We start from the raw sequence: 16,118 nt of genomic DNA on the forward strand, positions 1-16,118 counted from the left end.
GCGGTTGCAATGATGGCGCAAGCGGGTTGCGCCTGAGATTTAAAAAGGTTTCACCTTCCGCGGTTTAGACGGTTGCACGCCCAATGAAAATGGGAACGAAACAGTCGAAATAACAAGAAAGCAGCGACTTTTTGAAGAATAAAAAACCGATGGCACGGCGCTTGCTCAGAGCATTCAGTGAAGTGAAGTCGCAGTGCCAACTAAAAAAAACCTTGGAGCACCACCTCATGTCCCAGACGTTTTACAAGAAAGGCTTTCTGGCCCTCGCAGTGGCTACTGCGTTGGGTGTTTCTGCGTTTGCTCAAGCTGATGTGAAAATCGGTGTAGCGGGTCCAATGACTGGCGCCAACGCGGCATTTGGCGAGCAGTACATGAAGGGTGCACAGGCGGCGGCGGACGCGGTCAACGCGGCGGGTGGCGTCAACGGCGAGAAAATCGTACTGGTCAAGGGCGATGACGCCTGCGAACCGAAACAGGCAGTAACGGTTGCGAAGGATCTGGTCAACCAGAAGGTGGCCGGTGTGGTCGGTCACTTCTGCTCTTCCTCCACCATTCCAGCGTCGGAAATCTACGATGAAGCCGGTGTTATCGCGATCACCCCGGGTTCCACCAACCCGCAAGTGACCGAGCGCGGCCTGAGCGCCATGTTCCGTATGTGCGGGCGTGATGACCAGCAAGGCATCGTCGCGGGCGATTACATTGTCGATGTGCTCAAGGGCAAGAAAGTCGCCGTGCTGCACGACAAGGACACTTACGGTCAGGGCCTGGCCGATGCGACCAAGGCTCAACTGGAAAAGCGTGGCGTGAAGCCGGTGCTGTATGAAGGCCTGACTCGTGGCGAGAAAGACTTCAGCGCCGTGGTCACCAAGATCCGTGCGGCCGGTGCCGACGTGGTCTACTTCGGCGGCCTGCACCCGGAAGCCGGGCCGCTGGTCAAGCAACTGCGCACCGAAGGCCTGAAAGACGTGAAGTTCATGTCTGATGACGGCATCGTCACCGACGAACTGGTGACCACCGCCGGTGGCCCGCAATACGTTGACGGCGTGCTGATGACCTTCGGCGCCGACCCACGTCTGCTGCCAGACAGCAAGACCGTGGTCGATGCGTTCCGCAAGGCTGGCACCGAACCCGAAGGCTACACCCTGTACGCGTACGCGTCGGTTCAGACCCTGGCGGCCGCCTTCAACGGCGCCAAATCCAACAGTGGCGAAAAAGCCGCCGAATGGCTCAAGGCCAACCCGGTGAAAACCGTGATGGGTGAGAAAGCCTGGGACAAGAAAGGCGACCTGAAAGTGTCCGACTACGTGGTTTACCAGTGGGACGCGAGTGGCAAATACCATCAGCTGGAAAAACAGAAGTAAGGGCTGACGCGATCAGCTTGATCCCCACCAATACCTGTGGGAGCGGGCTTGCCCGCGATGGCGTCAGGTCAGTCGACACACAGGTTGGCTGATCCGCCGCTATCGCTGGCAAGCCAGCTCCCACAGGAGATCGGTGGGTCTGGGCTCATCGCGCTCTGACATTGCTCCGACGTAAATCTGTATTTTTCCTAGAAGAACCGCCCGCCCCGGCGGGCAGGTTCTCATTGCGTGAGATTGCGTTATGGATGGTATTTTCCTGCAGCAACTGGTCAACGGCCTGACCCTCGGGTCGGTCTATGGCCTGATCGCCATCGGCTACACAATGGTCTACGGCATCATCGGCATGATCAACTTCGCCCACGGCGAGGTTTACATGATTTCCGCTTACCTGGCGGCAATCAGTCTGGCTCTGCTGGCTTACTTCGGTATCGAATCCTTCCCGCTGTTGATGCTCGGCACGCTGGTGTTCACCATCGTCGTCACTGGCGTCTATGGCTGGGTAATCGAACGCGTCGCCTACAAACCTCTGCGCAACTCCACCCGACTGGCACCGCTGATCAGCGCCATCGGTATCTCCCTGATCCTGCAGAACTATGCCCAGATCAGCCAGGGCGCCCGCCAACAGGGTGTTCCAACGCTGCTCACCGGTGCCTGGCGCATTGACGTCGGCAGCGGTTTCGTCCAGCTGACCTACACCAAGATCTTCATTCTGGTGGCCGCGTTCGTCGGCATGGGCCTGCTGACCTACGTGATCAAGTACACCAAGCTCGGCCGCATGTGCCGCGCCACCCAGCAAGACCGCAAGATGGCCTCGATCCTGGGGATCAACACCGACCGGGTGATTTCCTACGTGTTCATCATCGGTGCAGCGATGGCGGCTCTGGCCGGCGTGCTGATCACCATGAACTACGGCACGTTCGACTTCTACGCAGGCTTCGTCATCGGCATCAAGGCGTTCACCGCCGCCGTGCTCGGCGGGATCGGCTCACTGCCCGGCGCGATGCTCGGCGGGATCATTCTCGGGATCTCCGAGTCGCTGTTCTCGGGCCTGGTCAACTCCGACTACAAAGACGTGTTCAGCTTCTCGCTGCTCGTACTTGTTCTGGTCTTCCGGCCTCAGGGCCTGTTGGGCCGTCCTCTTGTGTCGAAGGTGTAAGCGATGTCTTCAACCACTCAAAAAAACATCGATATCAAAAAAAGCCTGGTTGAGGCGATTCTGGCCGGCCTTATTGCCTTGATCGTGTTCGGCCCGATTGTCGGTGTCGTGCTCGACGGCTACAGCTTCAACCTCGAACCAACCCGCGTGGCGTGGATCATCGGTATTGTCATGATCGGCCGCTTTGCCTTGAGCCTGTTTCTGCAGACGCCCAAGGGCCTGAAGATCCTCGACGGATTCGAGAGCACCGGTTCCGGTGTACATGTGCTGCCTGCCGATCACAAATCACGCCTGCGCTGGATCATTCCACTGCTGATAGTGCTGGCGGTGATTGTGCCGTTTGTCTCCAACTCGTACCTGCTGGGTGTGGTCATCCTCGGGCTGATCTACGTGTTGCTGGGGCTGGGGCTGAACATCGTGGTTGGCCTCGCCGGTCTGCTCGACCTCGGTTACGTGGCGTTCTACGCCATCGGTGCCTACGGTCTGGCGCTCGGTTATCAATACCTCGGGCTGGGCTTCTGGACTGTGCTGCCGCTGGCGGCGATCACCGCGGGCCTGGCCGGCTGCATCCTCGGTTTTCCGGTGCTGCGTCTGCACGGTGACTATCTGGCCATCGTGACCCTGGGCTTCGGTGAAATCATCCGCCTGATCCTCAACAACTGGCTGTCGCTGACCGGCGGGCCGAACGGCATGCCGGCGCCCTTGCCGACGTTCTTCGGCCTGGAATTCGGCAAGCGGGCCAAGGATGGCGGGGTACCGTTTCATGAGTTTTTCGGCATCGCCTACAACCCGGACGTGAAGTATTACTTCATCTATACGGTGTTGTTCCTGGTGGTGCTGGCCGTGCTGTACATCAAGCATCGTCTGGTGAAAATGCCGGTGGGTCGCGCCTGGGAAGCGCTGCGCGAAGATGAAATCGCCTGCCGCTCGATGGGCCTGAACCACGTACTGGTCAAGCTCTCGGCGTTCACCATCGGTGCGTCGACCGCAGGTCTGGCCGGGGTGTTCTTCGCCACCTATCAAGGCTTCGTCAACCCGACCTCGTTTACCTTCTTCGAATCGGCGCTGATCCTCGCCATCGTCGTGCTCGGCGGCATGGGCTCGACCATCGGCGTGGTGATCGCAGCGTTCGTGCTCACGGTTGCTCCGGAACTGCTGCGCGGCTTCGCTGAATACCGCGTGCTGCTGTTCGGCATCCTGATGGTGTTGATGATGATCTGGCGACCTCGAGGGCTGATCCGCATCAGCCGTACCGGGGTTACTCCACGCAAAGGTGCCATTCACTATGAGAGGACTGCGCCATGAGTGAAGTCGTACTCTCTGTGGAAAAACTGATGATGCACTTCGGTGGCATCAAGGCCTTGAGCGATGTCAGCCTCAAGGTCAAACGCAACTCGATCTTTGCCCTGATCGGGCCGAACGGTGCCGGCAAGACCACGGTGTTCAACTGTTTGACCGGGTTCTACAAGGCCTCCGGCGGCAAGATCGAACTCAACGTGCGCGGCAAGCAGACCAACGTCATCCAGTTGCTGGGCGAGTCGTTCAAACCGACCGACTTCGTCTCGCCGAAAAGCTTCCTCAGTCGCCTGTATTACAAGATGTTTGGTGGCACGCATCTGGTGAACCGCGCCGGCCTGGCCCGGACCTTCCAGAACATTCGCCTGTTCAAGGAAATGTCGGTGCTGGAAAACCTGCTGGTGGCGCAGCACATGTGGGTCAACCGCAACATGCTCGCCGGCATCCTCAACACCAAGGGCTACCGCAAAGCGGAAAGCGATGCGCTGGACTGCGCGTTCTACTGGCTGGAAGTGGTCGATCTGGTGGACTGCGCCAACCGTCTGGCCGGTGAGCTGTCCTACGGTCAGCAACGTCGTCTGGAGATCGCCCGGGCCATGTGCACGCGGCCGCAGATCATCTGCCTCGACGAACCGGCCGCCGGCCTCAACCCTCAGGAAACCGAAGCGCTGAGCGCGATGATCCGGCTGCTGCGCGACGAGCATGATCTGACCGTGGTGCTGATCGAACACGACATGGGCATGGTCATGAGCATTTCCGACCACATCGTGGTGCTGGATCACGGCGTGGTCATCGCCGAGGGTGGACCCGATGCGATTCGCAACGATCCAAAAGTGATTGCCGCCTACCTGGGCGCCGACGAAGAGGAACTGGTATGAGCAAACCGATCCTCGAACTCAAAGACCTGGACGTGTTCTATGGCCCGATCCAGGCCCTCAAAGGCGTGTCGCTTGAGATCAACGAAGGCGAGACTGTCAGCCTGATCGGCTCCAACGGCGCAGGCAAATCGACGCTGCTGATGTCGATCTTCGGCCAGCCACGGGCGGCGGGCGGACAGATCCTCTATCAAGGCATCGACATCACCCACAAGTCCTCGCACTACATCGCCTCCAACGGCATCGCGCAGTCGCCGGAAGGGCGGCGGGTGTTCCCCGACATGACCGTCGAGGAAAACCTGCTGATGGGCACCATCCCGATTGGCGACAAGTATGCCAAAGAGGACATGCAGCGCATGTTCGAGCTGTTCCCGCGGCTCGAAGAGCGCCGCACTCAGCGGGCGATGACCATGTCCGGCGGCGAACAGCAAATGCTCGCCATTGCCCGCGCCTTGATGAGTCGGCCGAAGCTGTTGTTGCTTGATGAACCGAGCCTGGGCCTGGCGCCGATCGTGGTGAAACAGATCTTCGCCACCCTGCGTGAACTGGCGAAAACCGGCATGACCATTTTTCTCGTCGAGCAGAACGCCAACCATGCGTTGAAGCTGTCGGACCGGGCGTATGTGATGGTCAATGGCGAGATTCGCCTGACCGGTACCGGTAAAGAGCTGCTGGTGAACGAGGAGGTGCGTAACGCTTATTTGGGCGGGCACTGATTCTTCCCGAGTTGTGCACAAGCCCCGCGACGAAAGTCCCGGGGCTTTTTCATTCCTCAAATTCACCAAGGCCCCTGTGGGAGCTGGCTTGCCAGCGAAAGCGGTTTGCCATTCAGCAATGATCTTGGCAGTGACTCCGCCATCGCTGGCCAGCCAGCTCCCACAGGTAAAATTGTGACCTTCGGCAGAATTGTGGAAAACAAATTCCCATCGCTGTCAAAGCGCGACATATAGACGCTGCAAATGGCTGTTTTTCCACAGTTTTGACTTGTCCCCGTTTGCTGTGGAGCTGGCTGTGAATAACGTGGGAGTAGCTGGCTCAAGCCCTTGTTTGACGTGGCTTACAGGCTGGTGATCGCTTTTTGATCAGGCGTTTTTGCGGGAGCTGAAGACGCTGTTGTCAACCCTTTTCTAGGCCTCGCGCTAAAGGCTATTCCATGTGAACAAGCCTGTGGATAAGTCTGTGACTAAACTCTGGAAAGACCGCGCTGAGGGCCGTAATTACTGGCCTCGCGCAATCACCGCACTGACCGGCCGGTCGTGCAAAATGCCATCTCCGGCACAACCGCGGCTTCAGGGTCAAGCAAAAAACTTTCTATTTCCCGCGCAAAGCCTTGTGTGGCGCGGCTTTGCGCGTTTCTACTTGCCCCCGGAAACTGTGGAAGGGACTGTGGATAACGTGCGTGCACATGGCTACAGGCCACGGCAGGTATGGCGTAGCGACGGTTGATCAAAATTTGATCGGAATATGTCCCGGTGCGGGTGTTGCTCGTAAATGCCGGGCCGGGCATGCTGGCTGCTGATTTTCTATTCCAATGGCTGCGCTGGCGGCCGACGCAAGGAGAACACGATGTCCAACACCCTGTTTATTACCGGCGCAACCTCCGGTTTTGGTGAAGCCTGTGCCCGTCGATTTGCCGAGGCTGGCTGGAAACTGGTGTTGACCGGTCGTCGTGCAGAGCGTCTGAATGCCCTGTGCGCGGAACTGTCGAAGCAGACTGAAGTGCATGGCTTGGTACTCGATGTACGTGACCGCAAGGCGATGGAAGAGGCAATTGCCAATCTGCCGCCGTCGTTCGCCAAGCTGCGTGGCTTGATCAACAACGCTGGGCTGGCGCTGGGCGTCGATCCGGCACCGAAATGCGACCTCGACGACTGGGACACCATGGTCGACACCAACGTCAAAGGCCTGATGTACAGCACCCGCCTGCTGTTGCCACGGTTGATCGCTCATGGCCGTGGCGCCGGCATTGTCAACCTCGGCTCCATCGCCGGTAACTATCCGTACCCGGGCAGCCACGTGTATGGCGCGACCAAGGCGTTCGTCAAGCAATTCTCGCTGAACCTGCGCTGCGACCTGCAGGGCACCGGCGTGCGCGTCAGCAACATCGAGCCGGGCCTGTGCGAAAGCGAGTTCTCGCTGGTGCGTTTTGCCGGTGACCAGGAACGCTACAACGCCACCTACGCCGGGGCCGAGCCGATCCAGCCGCAGGACATCGCCGAGACCATCTTCTGGGTGCTCAACGCCCCGGCGCACATCAACATCAACAGCCTGGAGCTGATGCCGGTGAGCCAGACCTGGGCCGGGTTCGCCATCGAGCGTAACAAGGCGTAAGACCGCATAATGGCCATCGCTGGCAAGCCAGCTCCCACAGGATCGTCGGTATACATAAATCTTGTAATCGACTCGGTACCTGTGGGAGCTGGCTTGCCAGCGATGAGGCCGTAACAGGCAAAACATGGCGATAAGGTAAACTCTCTCCTCAACAACCCCACCGCACCCCGCGGTTCAAGGGTTTTTAGAGGAGGCTACGTGAGTAACCGAGGTGAGCAGTCACTGCTCAAACAATCGACCATCCTGATGTTCGCGGTGTCGATTGCCGGGATCGTCACCGGTTTTGTTTCAGGTTCGCAATCCATCCTTTTCGATGGTTTTTTCTCGCTGATCGCAACGTTCATCAAAGTACTGATGTTGATCACCGCCAGGTTGATCGCCAAAGAAAGCAATCATCGCTTCCAGTTCGGGTTCTGGCATCTGGAGCCGATGGTGCTGCTGATCGAAGGCAGCTTCCTGCTGTTGATCGCTATCTATGCGTTTCTTAACGGTGTGTTCGGCATCATCAACGGCGGTCGCGACATCGAGTTGGGGCTGGTGATCATTTATGCGGCGGTGTTCACCGTCGTTGAATTCGCCTATTTCTTCTACGTGCGTCGGCGCAATCGCAAACTCAAGTCCAGCCTGATCCAGTTCGACAACATCAGCTGGCTGGTGGACGCGATGCTCTCGGTCGGCCTGTTGATCAGTTTTCTCGTGGCGCTGCTGCTCAAGGCCCAGGGCTTTGAGGCGTGGGCGAAATTTGTCGACCCGCTGATCCTGATCGTGCTGGCGCTGACCATGTTGCCGCCGGCGTTCAAGATCCTCGGCCCCGCGCTGCGCGATGTGCTGGGTATTGCCCCGGACACGCTGGATGACCAGGTGCGTCAGGTCATGGAGGCGGCGAAGGTCGAACACGGTTTCGACGATTACGTGACCTACGTGCAGAAGCACGGACGGGCGCGGTTCATCGAGATTCATGTGGTGTTGCCGGCGAATTACCGGTTGCACAGCGTTGGGCAACTGGATGCGTTGCGGGAGGAGATTTCGGCGCAGTTGGGCGAGCCGGATGCGGCGCGCTGGTTGACCATCAGCTTCACGGGCGACAAGAAGTGGATTGCCTGATTCAGAGCTGCTGAATCTCCTGTGGCGAGCGAGCTTGCTCGCGCTGGGCTGCGAAGCGGCCCCGGATTTTTGTGAGTGCTGCGCACTCAAGCGGGAGCAAGCTCCCTCGCCACAGGATAAGTTCAGTCAATCAGTTCAGGTATTCAGCCAGCCCGCTGTAGCACGTCGCCAAGTGATAAGGCGTTGTTGAAGGCATGTCCTTGCGGCTGACCTCTCCCAGCTCATCTCGGCATTCATGCCACCCGCCCGCGTGCAGAAAACGCTGCTGCAGCGCCTGCAACTGGCGCAGCACGGTGCCTTCGCTGTTAGGGCGCAAGGTCAGGGCGCGCAGGTATTCCGCCTGCGCCCAGATGCGCTGAGTCGAATCTTTCGGGCGACCGTCCAGTTCCAGATCGAGCATCGCCCGCACCGCCCCTGAAGGCTGTTCAACGCCGAATTGCTCGGTGAAAGCAAAGGCTCGCTCCAGCGCCGAGTGCAGTTTCGAACCGCGCAGCAGTGATGACGACTCCAGCAGGAAATACCATTCGAACTGATGCCCCGGCTCGTACCAGTTATCCACAGCGCCCAGCGGTTTCTCCATCAGTACGCCGTGCTGTGGATCGACGAAGTGTTGCTGCATGCCTGTGCATAACTTGACGAGCGCGTGCTGCGTTGCCGCATCCTCGCGCACGGCGAGCGTGGCGAGGAACGCTTCGGCCAGGTGCATCAGCGGGTTTTGCAGCGGACCGCTTTGCAGGTTGCTCCAGTCGCGGTCCAGGCACGCTTCGTACAAGCCATCGCCAGTGGCGAAGCGCTGGCCGATCACTTCCAGTGCAGCGTTGAGCGTGGATTCCACCAACGGCTCGCGGGACTTGGCCCAGTAATGGGCGCAGGCGAACAGGATGAAGGCGTGGGTGTAGAGGTCTTTGCGCTGATCCAGCGGCTGGCCCTGCGCGTCGATGCTGTAGAACCAGCCGCCGTGCTCGGCATCATGGAAGTGCCGTTGCAGCGAGCGGAACAGCGCGGCGGCGCGCACCTCGGCGTTATCCACAACCCCGATCAGGCTGGAAAACAGGTACAGCTGCCGTGCGCAGGCCATCGCCCGGTAGCGTTGCGGTGGCAAGGGTTGATGCGTCGCGTCGAGTGCCTCGTAAGGCAGCGCCATGTCGGCGTTCCAGCCCGGGCCTTGCCAGAGCGGCACGATCACGTTCAGAAAGTGCTGTTGCACGTCGCTGAACAGGGCGGTCAATTCGGGCAGGGAGGTGGAGCGGCAAGCATGGGGCATTGGCGGACGTCGTCACGGCTGGGGCGATTGCGCGACATGGTAGCAGAGAGACTGCTGTTAGAGTCTCGGTGTCTGATCGGCCGTCATCGCTGGCAAGCCAGCTCCCACAAGGATTGTTATCAACCACAAACCTGTGGGAGCTGGCTTGCCAGCGATGGGGCCGGTTCAGGCGGTAGAGATCAGCCGGCCAGCAACCAGGCGCCGGTCAGCGCCGAAGCAGCACCGGCCAGTCGCACCAGCGGCGCGGCAGCCTGAGGCAACACGCGCACCAGGCCATAACCCGCCGCATGCAGCGCTGCCGTCGCCGCGACAAAACCGGCGGCATACGCCCACGGGCTGCTCATGTCCGGCAGTTCCAGGCCGTGCGCCACGCCATGGAACAACGCGAACAACGCCGTCGCCGCCACCGCCATCACCAGCGGTGGACGCACCGCCAGTGCCACTGCCAGACCCAGCGCCAGCACCGAAGCGGCGATCCCGCTTTCCAGCGCCGGCAGCTCCAGCCCTTCAAAACCGAGCATGCCGCCGATCAGCATGGTGCCGACGAAGGTGCACGGCAGCGCCCAACGCGCCGCACCTTGTTGCTGCGCCGCCCACAGGCCGACCGCAATCATCGCCAGCAAGTGGTCGAGGCCGCCGATCGGGTGGCTGATACCGGCGACCAGCCCACTGTCGCCGTGGCCCGGGTGGGCGAAGGCGAGGGTTGGGGTCAGCAGCAGCGCCACGGCGCCGAGAATGCGTTTGAGTGTCATGGAGAAGCTTCCTTGTTGGTCAATGAATCAGGCGGCGTTCAGCAGGCCTTGGCGTTCGATGAAGGCAATGATGTCTTCCAGGCCCTGGCCGGTTTTCTGGTTGCTGAAGACGAACGGCTTGCCGTTACGCATGCGCTGGGTGTCGCTGTTCATCATTTCCAGCGACGCGCCGACCAGCGGCGCCAGATCGATCTTGTTGATCACCAGCAGATCGGACTTGCAGATCCCCGGCCCGCCCTTGCGCGGCAGCTTGTCGCCGGCAGAGACGTCGATCACGTAAATGGTCAGGTCTGACAGCTCCGGGCTGAAGGTTGCCGACAGGTTGTCGCCACCGGATTCCACCAGAATCAGGTCCAGCCCCGGAAAGCGTCGGTTCAGTTGATCGACGGCTTCGAGGTTGATCGAGGCGTCCTCGCGGATTGCCGTGTGCGGGCAGCCGCCGGTTTCCACGCCGATGATGCGTTCCGGTGCCAGTGCTTCGTTGCGCACCAGAAAGTCGGCGTCTTCGCGGGTGTAGATGTCGTTGGTGACGACGGCCAGGTTGTAGCGATCACGCAGCGCCAGGCACAGGGCCAGGGTCAATGCGGTTTTGCCGGAACCGACCGGGCCGCCGATGCCGACGCGCAGGGGTTGTGTGTTCATGGTTTGTTCTCCTAAGAGCGAAACAGTCGGCTGTACTGGCGCTCATGCGCCATGCACGCCAGGGACAGGCCGAACGCGGCGCTGCCGATGTGTTCGGGATTAATGCGCGTGGCGTCCTGCTGCGCCTGTTGCAGCAGCGGCAGCAGTTCGCTGGTCAGGCGCTGGGCGGCTTGCTGGCCCAGCGGCAGGGTTTTCATCAGTACCGCGAGCTGGTTTTCCAGCCAGCTCCATAACCACGCGGCAAGGGCGTCTTGCGGGCTGATGCCCCAGGCGCGGGCGGCGAGTGCCCAGCCGAGGGCCAGATGCGGTTCCGCGCATTGCTCAAGAAAGCGGCGGGCCGGCGCGTCGAGTTCCGGCAGGCCATTGAGCAATTGCTGCAGCGAGTAACCCATCTGCCGGCTCTCCAGATGCAACTCACGGGTCTCGCGGCTGGCGCGGTGGGTTTCGCAGATGCGCAGCAACTCGGGCCAGTTTTCGTCGATAGCGGCCTGACAGTGGGCGAGCAGCAGCGGCGCTTCGAAACGGGCGAGGTTGAGCAGCAGTTGATCGCTGATCCAGCGCCGGGCGCTGTCCGGGTTGTTCACCCGGCCGTTATCCACCGCCATTTCCAGTCCTTGCGAATAGCTGTAGCCGCCAATCGGCAGTTGCGGACTGGCCAGGCGCAGCAGCGCCCAGGCCGGATTCACAGGCGAACGCCGAACTGATGGAGTTTGGGCGCGTAGTTGAAGTCTTCGTCGCCATGCCGCGAATGATGATGGCCGCCGCCGTAGGCACCGTGCTCCGGCTGGAAGGGCGCTTCAATCGCTTCGACCTGCGCGCCGAGCTGTTCGAGCATGGCCTTGAGCACGTAATCATCGAGCAGACGCAGCCAGCCATCGCCGACTTGCAGAGCGACGTGGCGGTTGCCCAGGTGATAGGCGGCGCGGGTCAGTTCAAAGGCATTGGCGCAGGTGACGTGCAGCAGTTGCTCGGGGCGGGCGCAGACGCGAACGATGCGGCCGTCCTCGGCCTGCAGGCATTCGCCGTCATATAACGGTGCCTGACCGCGCTCCAGAAACAACCCGACGTCTTCACCGTCGGCACTGAAACAGCGCAGACGGCTTTTGCTCCGCGCTTCGAACGTCAGGTGCAGCTCGGCGGACCAGACAGGTTGAGGGTCGATTCTGCGATGAATCACCAGCATCGGAAAGCTTCCAGCAGTGGACTGTAGAGAGGGCTAGAGCAAGGGGCTTGCCAACCGTGCGAGATGTAGGAAATCCCTGTCGGAGCGTAGAGGATGTTTCAAGATGTTGCAGGATTTTGGAAGATTTTGGTGCGTGAAGATTTTTACATGCACCAATTTGTAGCCAATAAAAAAGATCGCGGCCTTCGGCAGCTCCTACAGGGGATTGGTGTAGGAGCTGCCGAAGGCTGCGATCTTTTGATCTTTACTCGGTACTGCCCAGCCCTTGCCAGTGCTTGAGGCCGATAAAGATGAAGCGCAGTTGCTGGGTGATCTTCGCCTGGGGTGTCAGATGTTCTGGCAGGGCCTCGGCAGGCGGGTCGATGATGTCCGGCAGGGTGGCGAACACCGATTTGACGATCAGGTCGGCGATCACGCTCAGGCCGGCCGCATCCAGATGTTGCAACTTGGGCATCAGCGTCAGGTCGGCCGCGAGGTCGGCGCTGATGTTCTCGCGCAGACGACCGATTGCCTGACGCACCGGCAGCGAGCCGCCGTACTGCTCGCGGGCGAGAAACAGGAATTGCGAGCGGTTGGCGCTGACCACGTCGAGGAAGATCCGCACCGACGCATCGATGATGCCGCCCATGACGAATTCGTTGTGGCGCACCAGGCGGATGGTCTCGCGGAAGGTCTGGCCGACTTCACTGACCAGCACCAGCCCCAGCTCGTCCATGTCGGCAAAATGCCGATAGAAACCGGTGGGCACGATGCCGGCGGTCTTGGTTACTTCGCGCAGGCTCAGGCTGCCGAATCCTCGGCCGCTTTCCATCAAATGGCGGGCAGCGTCCATCAGGGCATTGCGGGTCTGTTGTTTCTGTTCGGCGCGGGGCAGCATCGCAAAGGCGTTTTCTTGAGCGGGACAAGCGCCGCACTCTAGCAAATCGGCTTTGCTGGCGTCGAACGGCAGGGGGAATGTCGGCGGTAAAAAGGGTTTTGCAGATTGCCAGTGCTGAAAAAGTCAAAAGCCCAATCCGGTGATTGGGCTTTTTTTCCAGGCCGCCATGGGCTTAGCTCAAAGCGCTGTTGCGTTCGATCACACGGTCACCACCACCTTCGGCAACGGCTTGGCCCAGGGGGGTTTTGTCGAAACCGTCTTCGGCAAGGGTCTGGCCTTGTGGGGTGCGGTCACCACCACCTTCAGCGAGGGTCTGGCCTTGTGGAGTGCGGTCGCTGCCATCTGAAGCCAGGGTCTGACCTTGTGGAGTCTTGTCATAGCCGTCTTGCACCAGACCTTTCTCTTCCAGACGATCACGGCCACCTTCTGCTACAGCTTGGCCTTGTGGCGTCTTGTCGTAGCCATCTTGTACCAGGCCTTTCTCTTCCAGACGATTACGGCCGTTTTCAGCCAAGGTCTGGCCTTGTGGCGTGCGGTTGCCGCCATCAGCAGCCACAGTCTGGCTGAACACCGAGTGGTTGGATTTCACTTGTGGGGTAGCCTGATCGGCAGCGGGCAAGGCGAAAGCAGTGCTGGCTAGCATCGACAGGGTAAGGCTGAGCAGTAATTGGCGTTTCATGATGGGTTGCTCCTTGGGAGGGCGATAAAGTGGGTACGAAGCCAATGCTACTCTCGATAAGTCGATATAAAAGTTCATAAACGCAATGGTAATAATCAACAGAATTGATTGTTCTGCCGAGGCGCTCTAGCTCGGGCGTTTGCGGGCGGCGGTTTTGCACCGCGGTGGGTATTTTCGACTCACTCGCGCCTCGCAAATGTGCGGGTGGCGGTAACGCTGTTCGACCAATCGGTCAGCATTCGGGCGATTTTTTGCCACGGAATCTATATTCCGATTAAACCTGCGCACTGTTTGCCAGTCGTAGATTTCATGAGGGCCGCTTTGGCCCGCCGTTTCAGCTGTGCGTCGCGAAGTCGGCGTGCGGTCGTCATCAGGAGTTTTGTGCATGACGCGCACCGGGAAAATCTTCAGTTGGACCTTCGCCATCCTCGTACTGCTGCTGGCGGTACTCGTTCTGATCATCGTGTTCTTCGATTGGAATCGGATCAAACCGCCGCTCAACGCCAAAGTCTCGGAAGAACTGCATCGACCGTTTGCCATCAATGGCAACCTCGCGGTGATCTGGCAGCGCGAGCCGGACGAGGGCGGCTGGCGGGCCTGGGTGCCGTGGCCGCATGTGGTGGCTGAAGACCTGACGCTGGGTAATCCGGACTGGTCGAAGCAGCCGCAGATGGTCACGCTCAAACGCGTGGAGCTGCGCATCTCGCCGCTGGCCCTGCTGGCGCAACGGGTGACGATCCCGCGCATCGACCTGACCGAGCCCAACGCGCAACTGCAACGCTTGGCCGATGGCCGCGCCAACTGGACCTTCAAGTTCGACCCGAAAGACCCGAACGCCGAACCATCGAACTGGGTGGTGGACATCGGCGCCATCGGTTTCGACAAGGGCCACGTCACGCTGGACGACCAGACGCTGAAGACCAATCTCGACGTGGTGATCGATCCACTGGGCAAGCCGATTCCGTTCAGCGAAATCGTCGGTGACAAAGCCGCGAAAACGGCCCAGGACAAAGGCACCGCGCCACAGGACTATGCGTTCGCGCTGAAGGTCAAAGGCCAATACCACGGCCAGAGTCTCACTGGTCAGGGCAAAATCGGCGGATTGCTGGCGTTGCAGGACGCGAACAAACCGTTCCCGCTGCAGGCCCAGGCGAAGATCGGCGCCACCAGCCTCGAACTCGCCGGCACGTTGACCGACCCGCTCAACCTCGGTGCCCTCGATCTGCGGCTGAAACTGGCCGGTGCCAGCCTCGGCAACCTCTATCCGCTAACCGGCGTGACCCTGCCGGACACGCCGCCGTATTCCACCGACGGTCACTTGATCGCCAAACTGCATGACGCCGCCGGGGCGAAATTCACCTACGAGCAGTTCAACGGCAAGATCGGCGGCAGTGACATTCATGGCGATCTGACCTATGTCGCCAGTCAGCCTCGGCCAAAACTCAGTGGTGCGCTGCTGTCCAATCAGCTGCTGTTCGCCGACCTCGCGCCGCTGATCGGCGCCGACTCGAATGACAAGCAAAAGGCCCGCGGCGGCGAGAGCAAGCAGCCGACCGACAAAGTGCTGCCGGTTGAAGAGTTCAAGACCGACCGCTGGCGCGCGATGGATGCCGACGTCGAGTTCACCGGCAAGCGCATCGTGCACAGCGAAAAACTGCCTTTTACCGACCTTTATACCCATCTGAAACTCAACGACGGCGAACTCAGCCTCGAACCACTGCGCTTCGGCGTGGCCGGCGGCAATCTGGACGCGCAGATCCGCCTCAACGGTCGCGCCGAACCGCTGGAAGGCCGGGCCAAACTGACCGCGCGCGGGTTCAAGCTCAAGCAGTTGTTCCCGACCTTCGAACCGATGAAAACCAGTTTCGGTGAGCTCAATGGCGACGCTGATATCAGCGGCCGTGGCAATTCGGTGGCCAAGCTGCTCGGCGGCGCCAATGGCCAGTTGAAGATGCTGATCAACGACGGTGCAATCAGCCGCGAGCTGATGGAACTGGCTGGGCTTAACGTCGGCAACTACGTGGTCGGCAAGATCTTTGGCGACAAGGAAGTGAAGATCAACTGCGCGGCGGCGGACTTCGACATCAAGACCGGCCTGGCGACCACGCGGCTGTTTGTGTTCGATACCGAGAACGCGATCATCTACATCGACGGCACGGCGAACATGGCCACCGAGCAACTGGACCTGACCGTGACCCCGGAATCCAAGGGCTGGCGTCTGATTTCGCTGCGTTCACCGCTGTACGTGCGCGGTAAGTTCATCAAGCCGGACGCCGGGGTCAAGGCTGTACCGTTGATGCTGCGCGGGGCGGGAATGGTTGCACTGGGCGTGATCGCTGCACCAGCGGCGGGGCTGCTGGCGCTGGTGGCGCCGAGTGGCGGGGAGCCGAATCAGTGTGCGCCTCTGCTTGAGCAGATGAAGGCGGGCAAGGCGCCAGTGACCGTCAAGCCAACCAAGTAAGGCAAGAGCAAAAGATCGCAGCCTGCGGCAGCTCCTACAGTGGAATGTAGGAGCTGCCGCAGGCTGCGATCTTTTGCTTCTGTAGCGGCCCGTTCGCGAGCAGGCTCGCTTGTATGTTTAGACTTGAAGGGGTGGGC

General features: G+C 60.3%; 15 protein-coding genes. 8 read left to right on the top strand and 7 right to left on the bottom strand.

The features are described from left to right. Positions 1–227: 227 nt before the first annotated feature. The 7 genes from B1722_RS22020 (at position 228) to B1722_RS22055 (ending at position 8,123) form a co-directional block, all read left to right on the top strand. Positions 228–1,361, top strand: a complete 1,134-nt coding sequence (locus B1722_RS22020) for an ABC transporter substrate-binding protein (protein ID WP_041065631.1) — start codon at positions 228–230, stop codon at positions 1,359–1,361. A 241-nt stretch (positions 1,362–1,602) separates the two neighbouring features. Next, positions 1,603–2,517, top strand: coding sequence for a branched-chain amino acid ABC transporter permease (locus B1722_RS22025; RefSeq protein ID WP_027613532.1), 915 nt, complete (start codon positions 1,603–1,605; stop codon positions 2,515–2,517). Positions 2,518–2,520: 3 nt separating this feature from the next. Then, positions 2,521–3,822 carry a high-affinity branched-chain amino acid ABC transporter permease LivM gene (livM, locus tag B1722_RS22030; protein ID WP_041065627.1) on the top strand — a complete coding sequence of 434 codons (1,302 nt, stop codon included), beginning with the start codon at positions 2,521–2,523 and terminating at the stop codon, positions 3,820–3,822. Beyond that, positions 3,819–4,691 carry an ABC transporter ATP-binding protein gene (locus B1722_RS22035; protein WP_041065624.1) on the top strand — a complete coding sequence of 291 codons (873 nt, stop codon included), beginning with the start codon at positions 3,819–3,821 and terminating at the stop codon, positions 4,689–4,691. Before livM ends, B1722_RS22035 begins: the two co-directional genes overlap by 4 nt. Further along, the gene (locus B1722_RS22040) at positions 4,688–5,404 is read left to right on the top strand and encodes an ABC transporter ATP-binding protein (RefSeq protein WP_041065619.1); all 717 of its coding nucleotides are present in this window, start codon (positions 4,688–4,690) and stop codon (positions 5,402–5,404) included. Before B1722_RS22035 ends, B1722_RS22040 begins: the two co-directional genes overlap by 4 nt. An 850-nt stretch (positions 5,405–6,254) precedes the next feature. Next, the gene (locus B1722_RS22050; RefSeq protein WP_041065617.1) at positions 6,255–7,019 is read left to right on the top strand and encodes an SDR family oxidoreductase; all 765 of its coding nucleotides are present in this window, start codon (positions 6,255–6,257) and stop codon (positions 7,017–7,019) included. Positions 7,020–7,217: 198 nt separating this feature from the next. Then, a complete protein-coding gene (locus B1722_RS22055; protein WP_086794257.1) occupies positions 7,218–8,123 on the top strand; it encodes a cation diffusion facilitator family transporter in 906 nt (301 codons plus the stop codon). Positions 8,124–8,253: 130 nt separating this feature from the next. Here the strand turns inward: B1722_RS22055 and B1722_RS22060 are convergent, their stop codons facing one another. From B1722_RS22060 to B1722_RS22090, 7 genes are all read right to left on the bottom strand, one after another. Beyond that, positions 8,254–9,387, bottom strand: coding sequence for an AGE family epimerase/isomerase (locus B1722_RS22060; protein ID WP_086794258.1), 1,134 nt, complete (start codon positions 9,385–9,387; stop codon positions 8,254–8,256). Positions 9,388–9,566: 179 nt separating this feature from the next. Beyond that, positions 9,567–10,139 (bottom strand): HupE/UreJ family protein, encoded by a 573-nt coding sequence (locus tag B1722_RS22065; protein WP_086794260.1) that lies wholly within the window; start codon positions 10,137–10,139, stop codon positions 9,567–9,569. 27 nt (positions 10,140–10,166) lie between these two features. Continuing rightward, positions 10,167–10,781: an urease accessory protein UreG gene (ureG, locus tag B1722_RS22070; protein WP_041065601.1), complete on the bottom strand. Its 615-nt coding sequence runs from the start codon at positions 10,779–10,781 to the stop codon at positions 10,167–10,169. An 11-nt stretch (positions 10,782–10,792) separates the two neighbouring features. Then, positions 10,793–11,467 carry an urease accessory protein UreF gene (locus tag B1722_RS22075; protein ID WP_086794261.1) on the bottom strand — a complete coding sequence of 225 codons (675 nt, stop codon included), beginning with the start codon at positions 11,465–11,467 and terminating at the stop codon, positions 10,793–10,795. Further along, entirely contained in the window at positions 11,464–11,964 is a 501-nt protein-coding gene (ureE, locus tag B1722_RS22080; protein ID WP_003221180.1) for an urease accessory protein UreE, read from the bottom strand. The genes B1722_RS22075 and ureE overlap by 4 nt, the downstream gene beginning before the upstream one ends. 244 nt (positions 11,965–12,208) lie before the next feature. Further along, positions 12,209–12,841, bottom strand: a complete 633-nt coding sequence (locus B1722_RS22085) for a TetR family transcriptional regulator (protein ID WP_007966952.1) — start codon at positions 12,839–12,841, stop codon at positions 12,209–12,211. 172 nt (positions 12,842–13,013) lie between these two features. Beyond that, positions 13,014–13,520, bottom strand: coding sequence for a hypothetical protein (locus tag B1722_RS22090; RefSeq protein WP_086794262.1), 507 nt, complete (start codon positions 13,518–13,520; stop codon positions 13,014–13,016). 385 nt (positions 13,521–13,905) lie between these two features. Here B1722_RS22090 and B1722_RS22095 point away from each other — a divergent pair, with 385 nt between their 5' ends. Further along, a complete protein-coding gene (locus B1722_RS22095) occupies positions 13,906–15,981 on the top strand; it encodes an AsmA family protein (RefSeq protein ID WP_041065591.1) in 2,076 nt (691 codons plus the stop codon). Positions 15,982–16,118: the final 137 nt, after the last annotated feature.

The sequence above is a fragment of the Pseudomonas sp. SCPG-7 genome (assembly GCF_002156405.1).
Classification (GTDB): domain Bacteria; phylum Pseudomonadota; class Gammaproteobacteria; order Pseudomonadales; family Pseudomonadaceae; genus Aquipseudomonas; species Aquipseudomonas parakoreensis.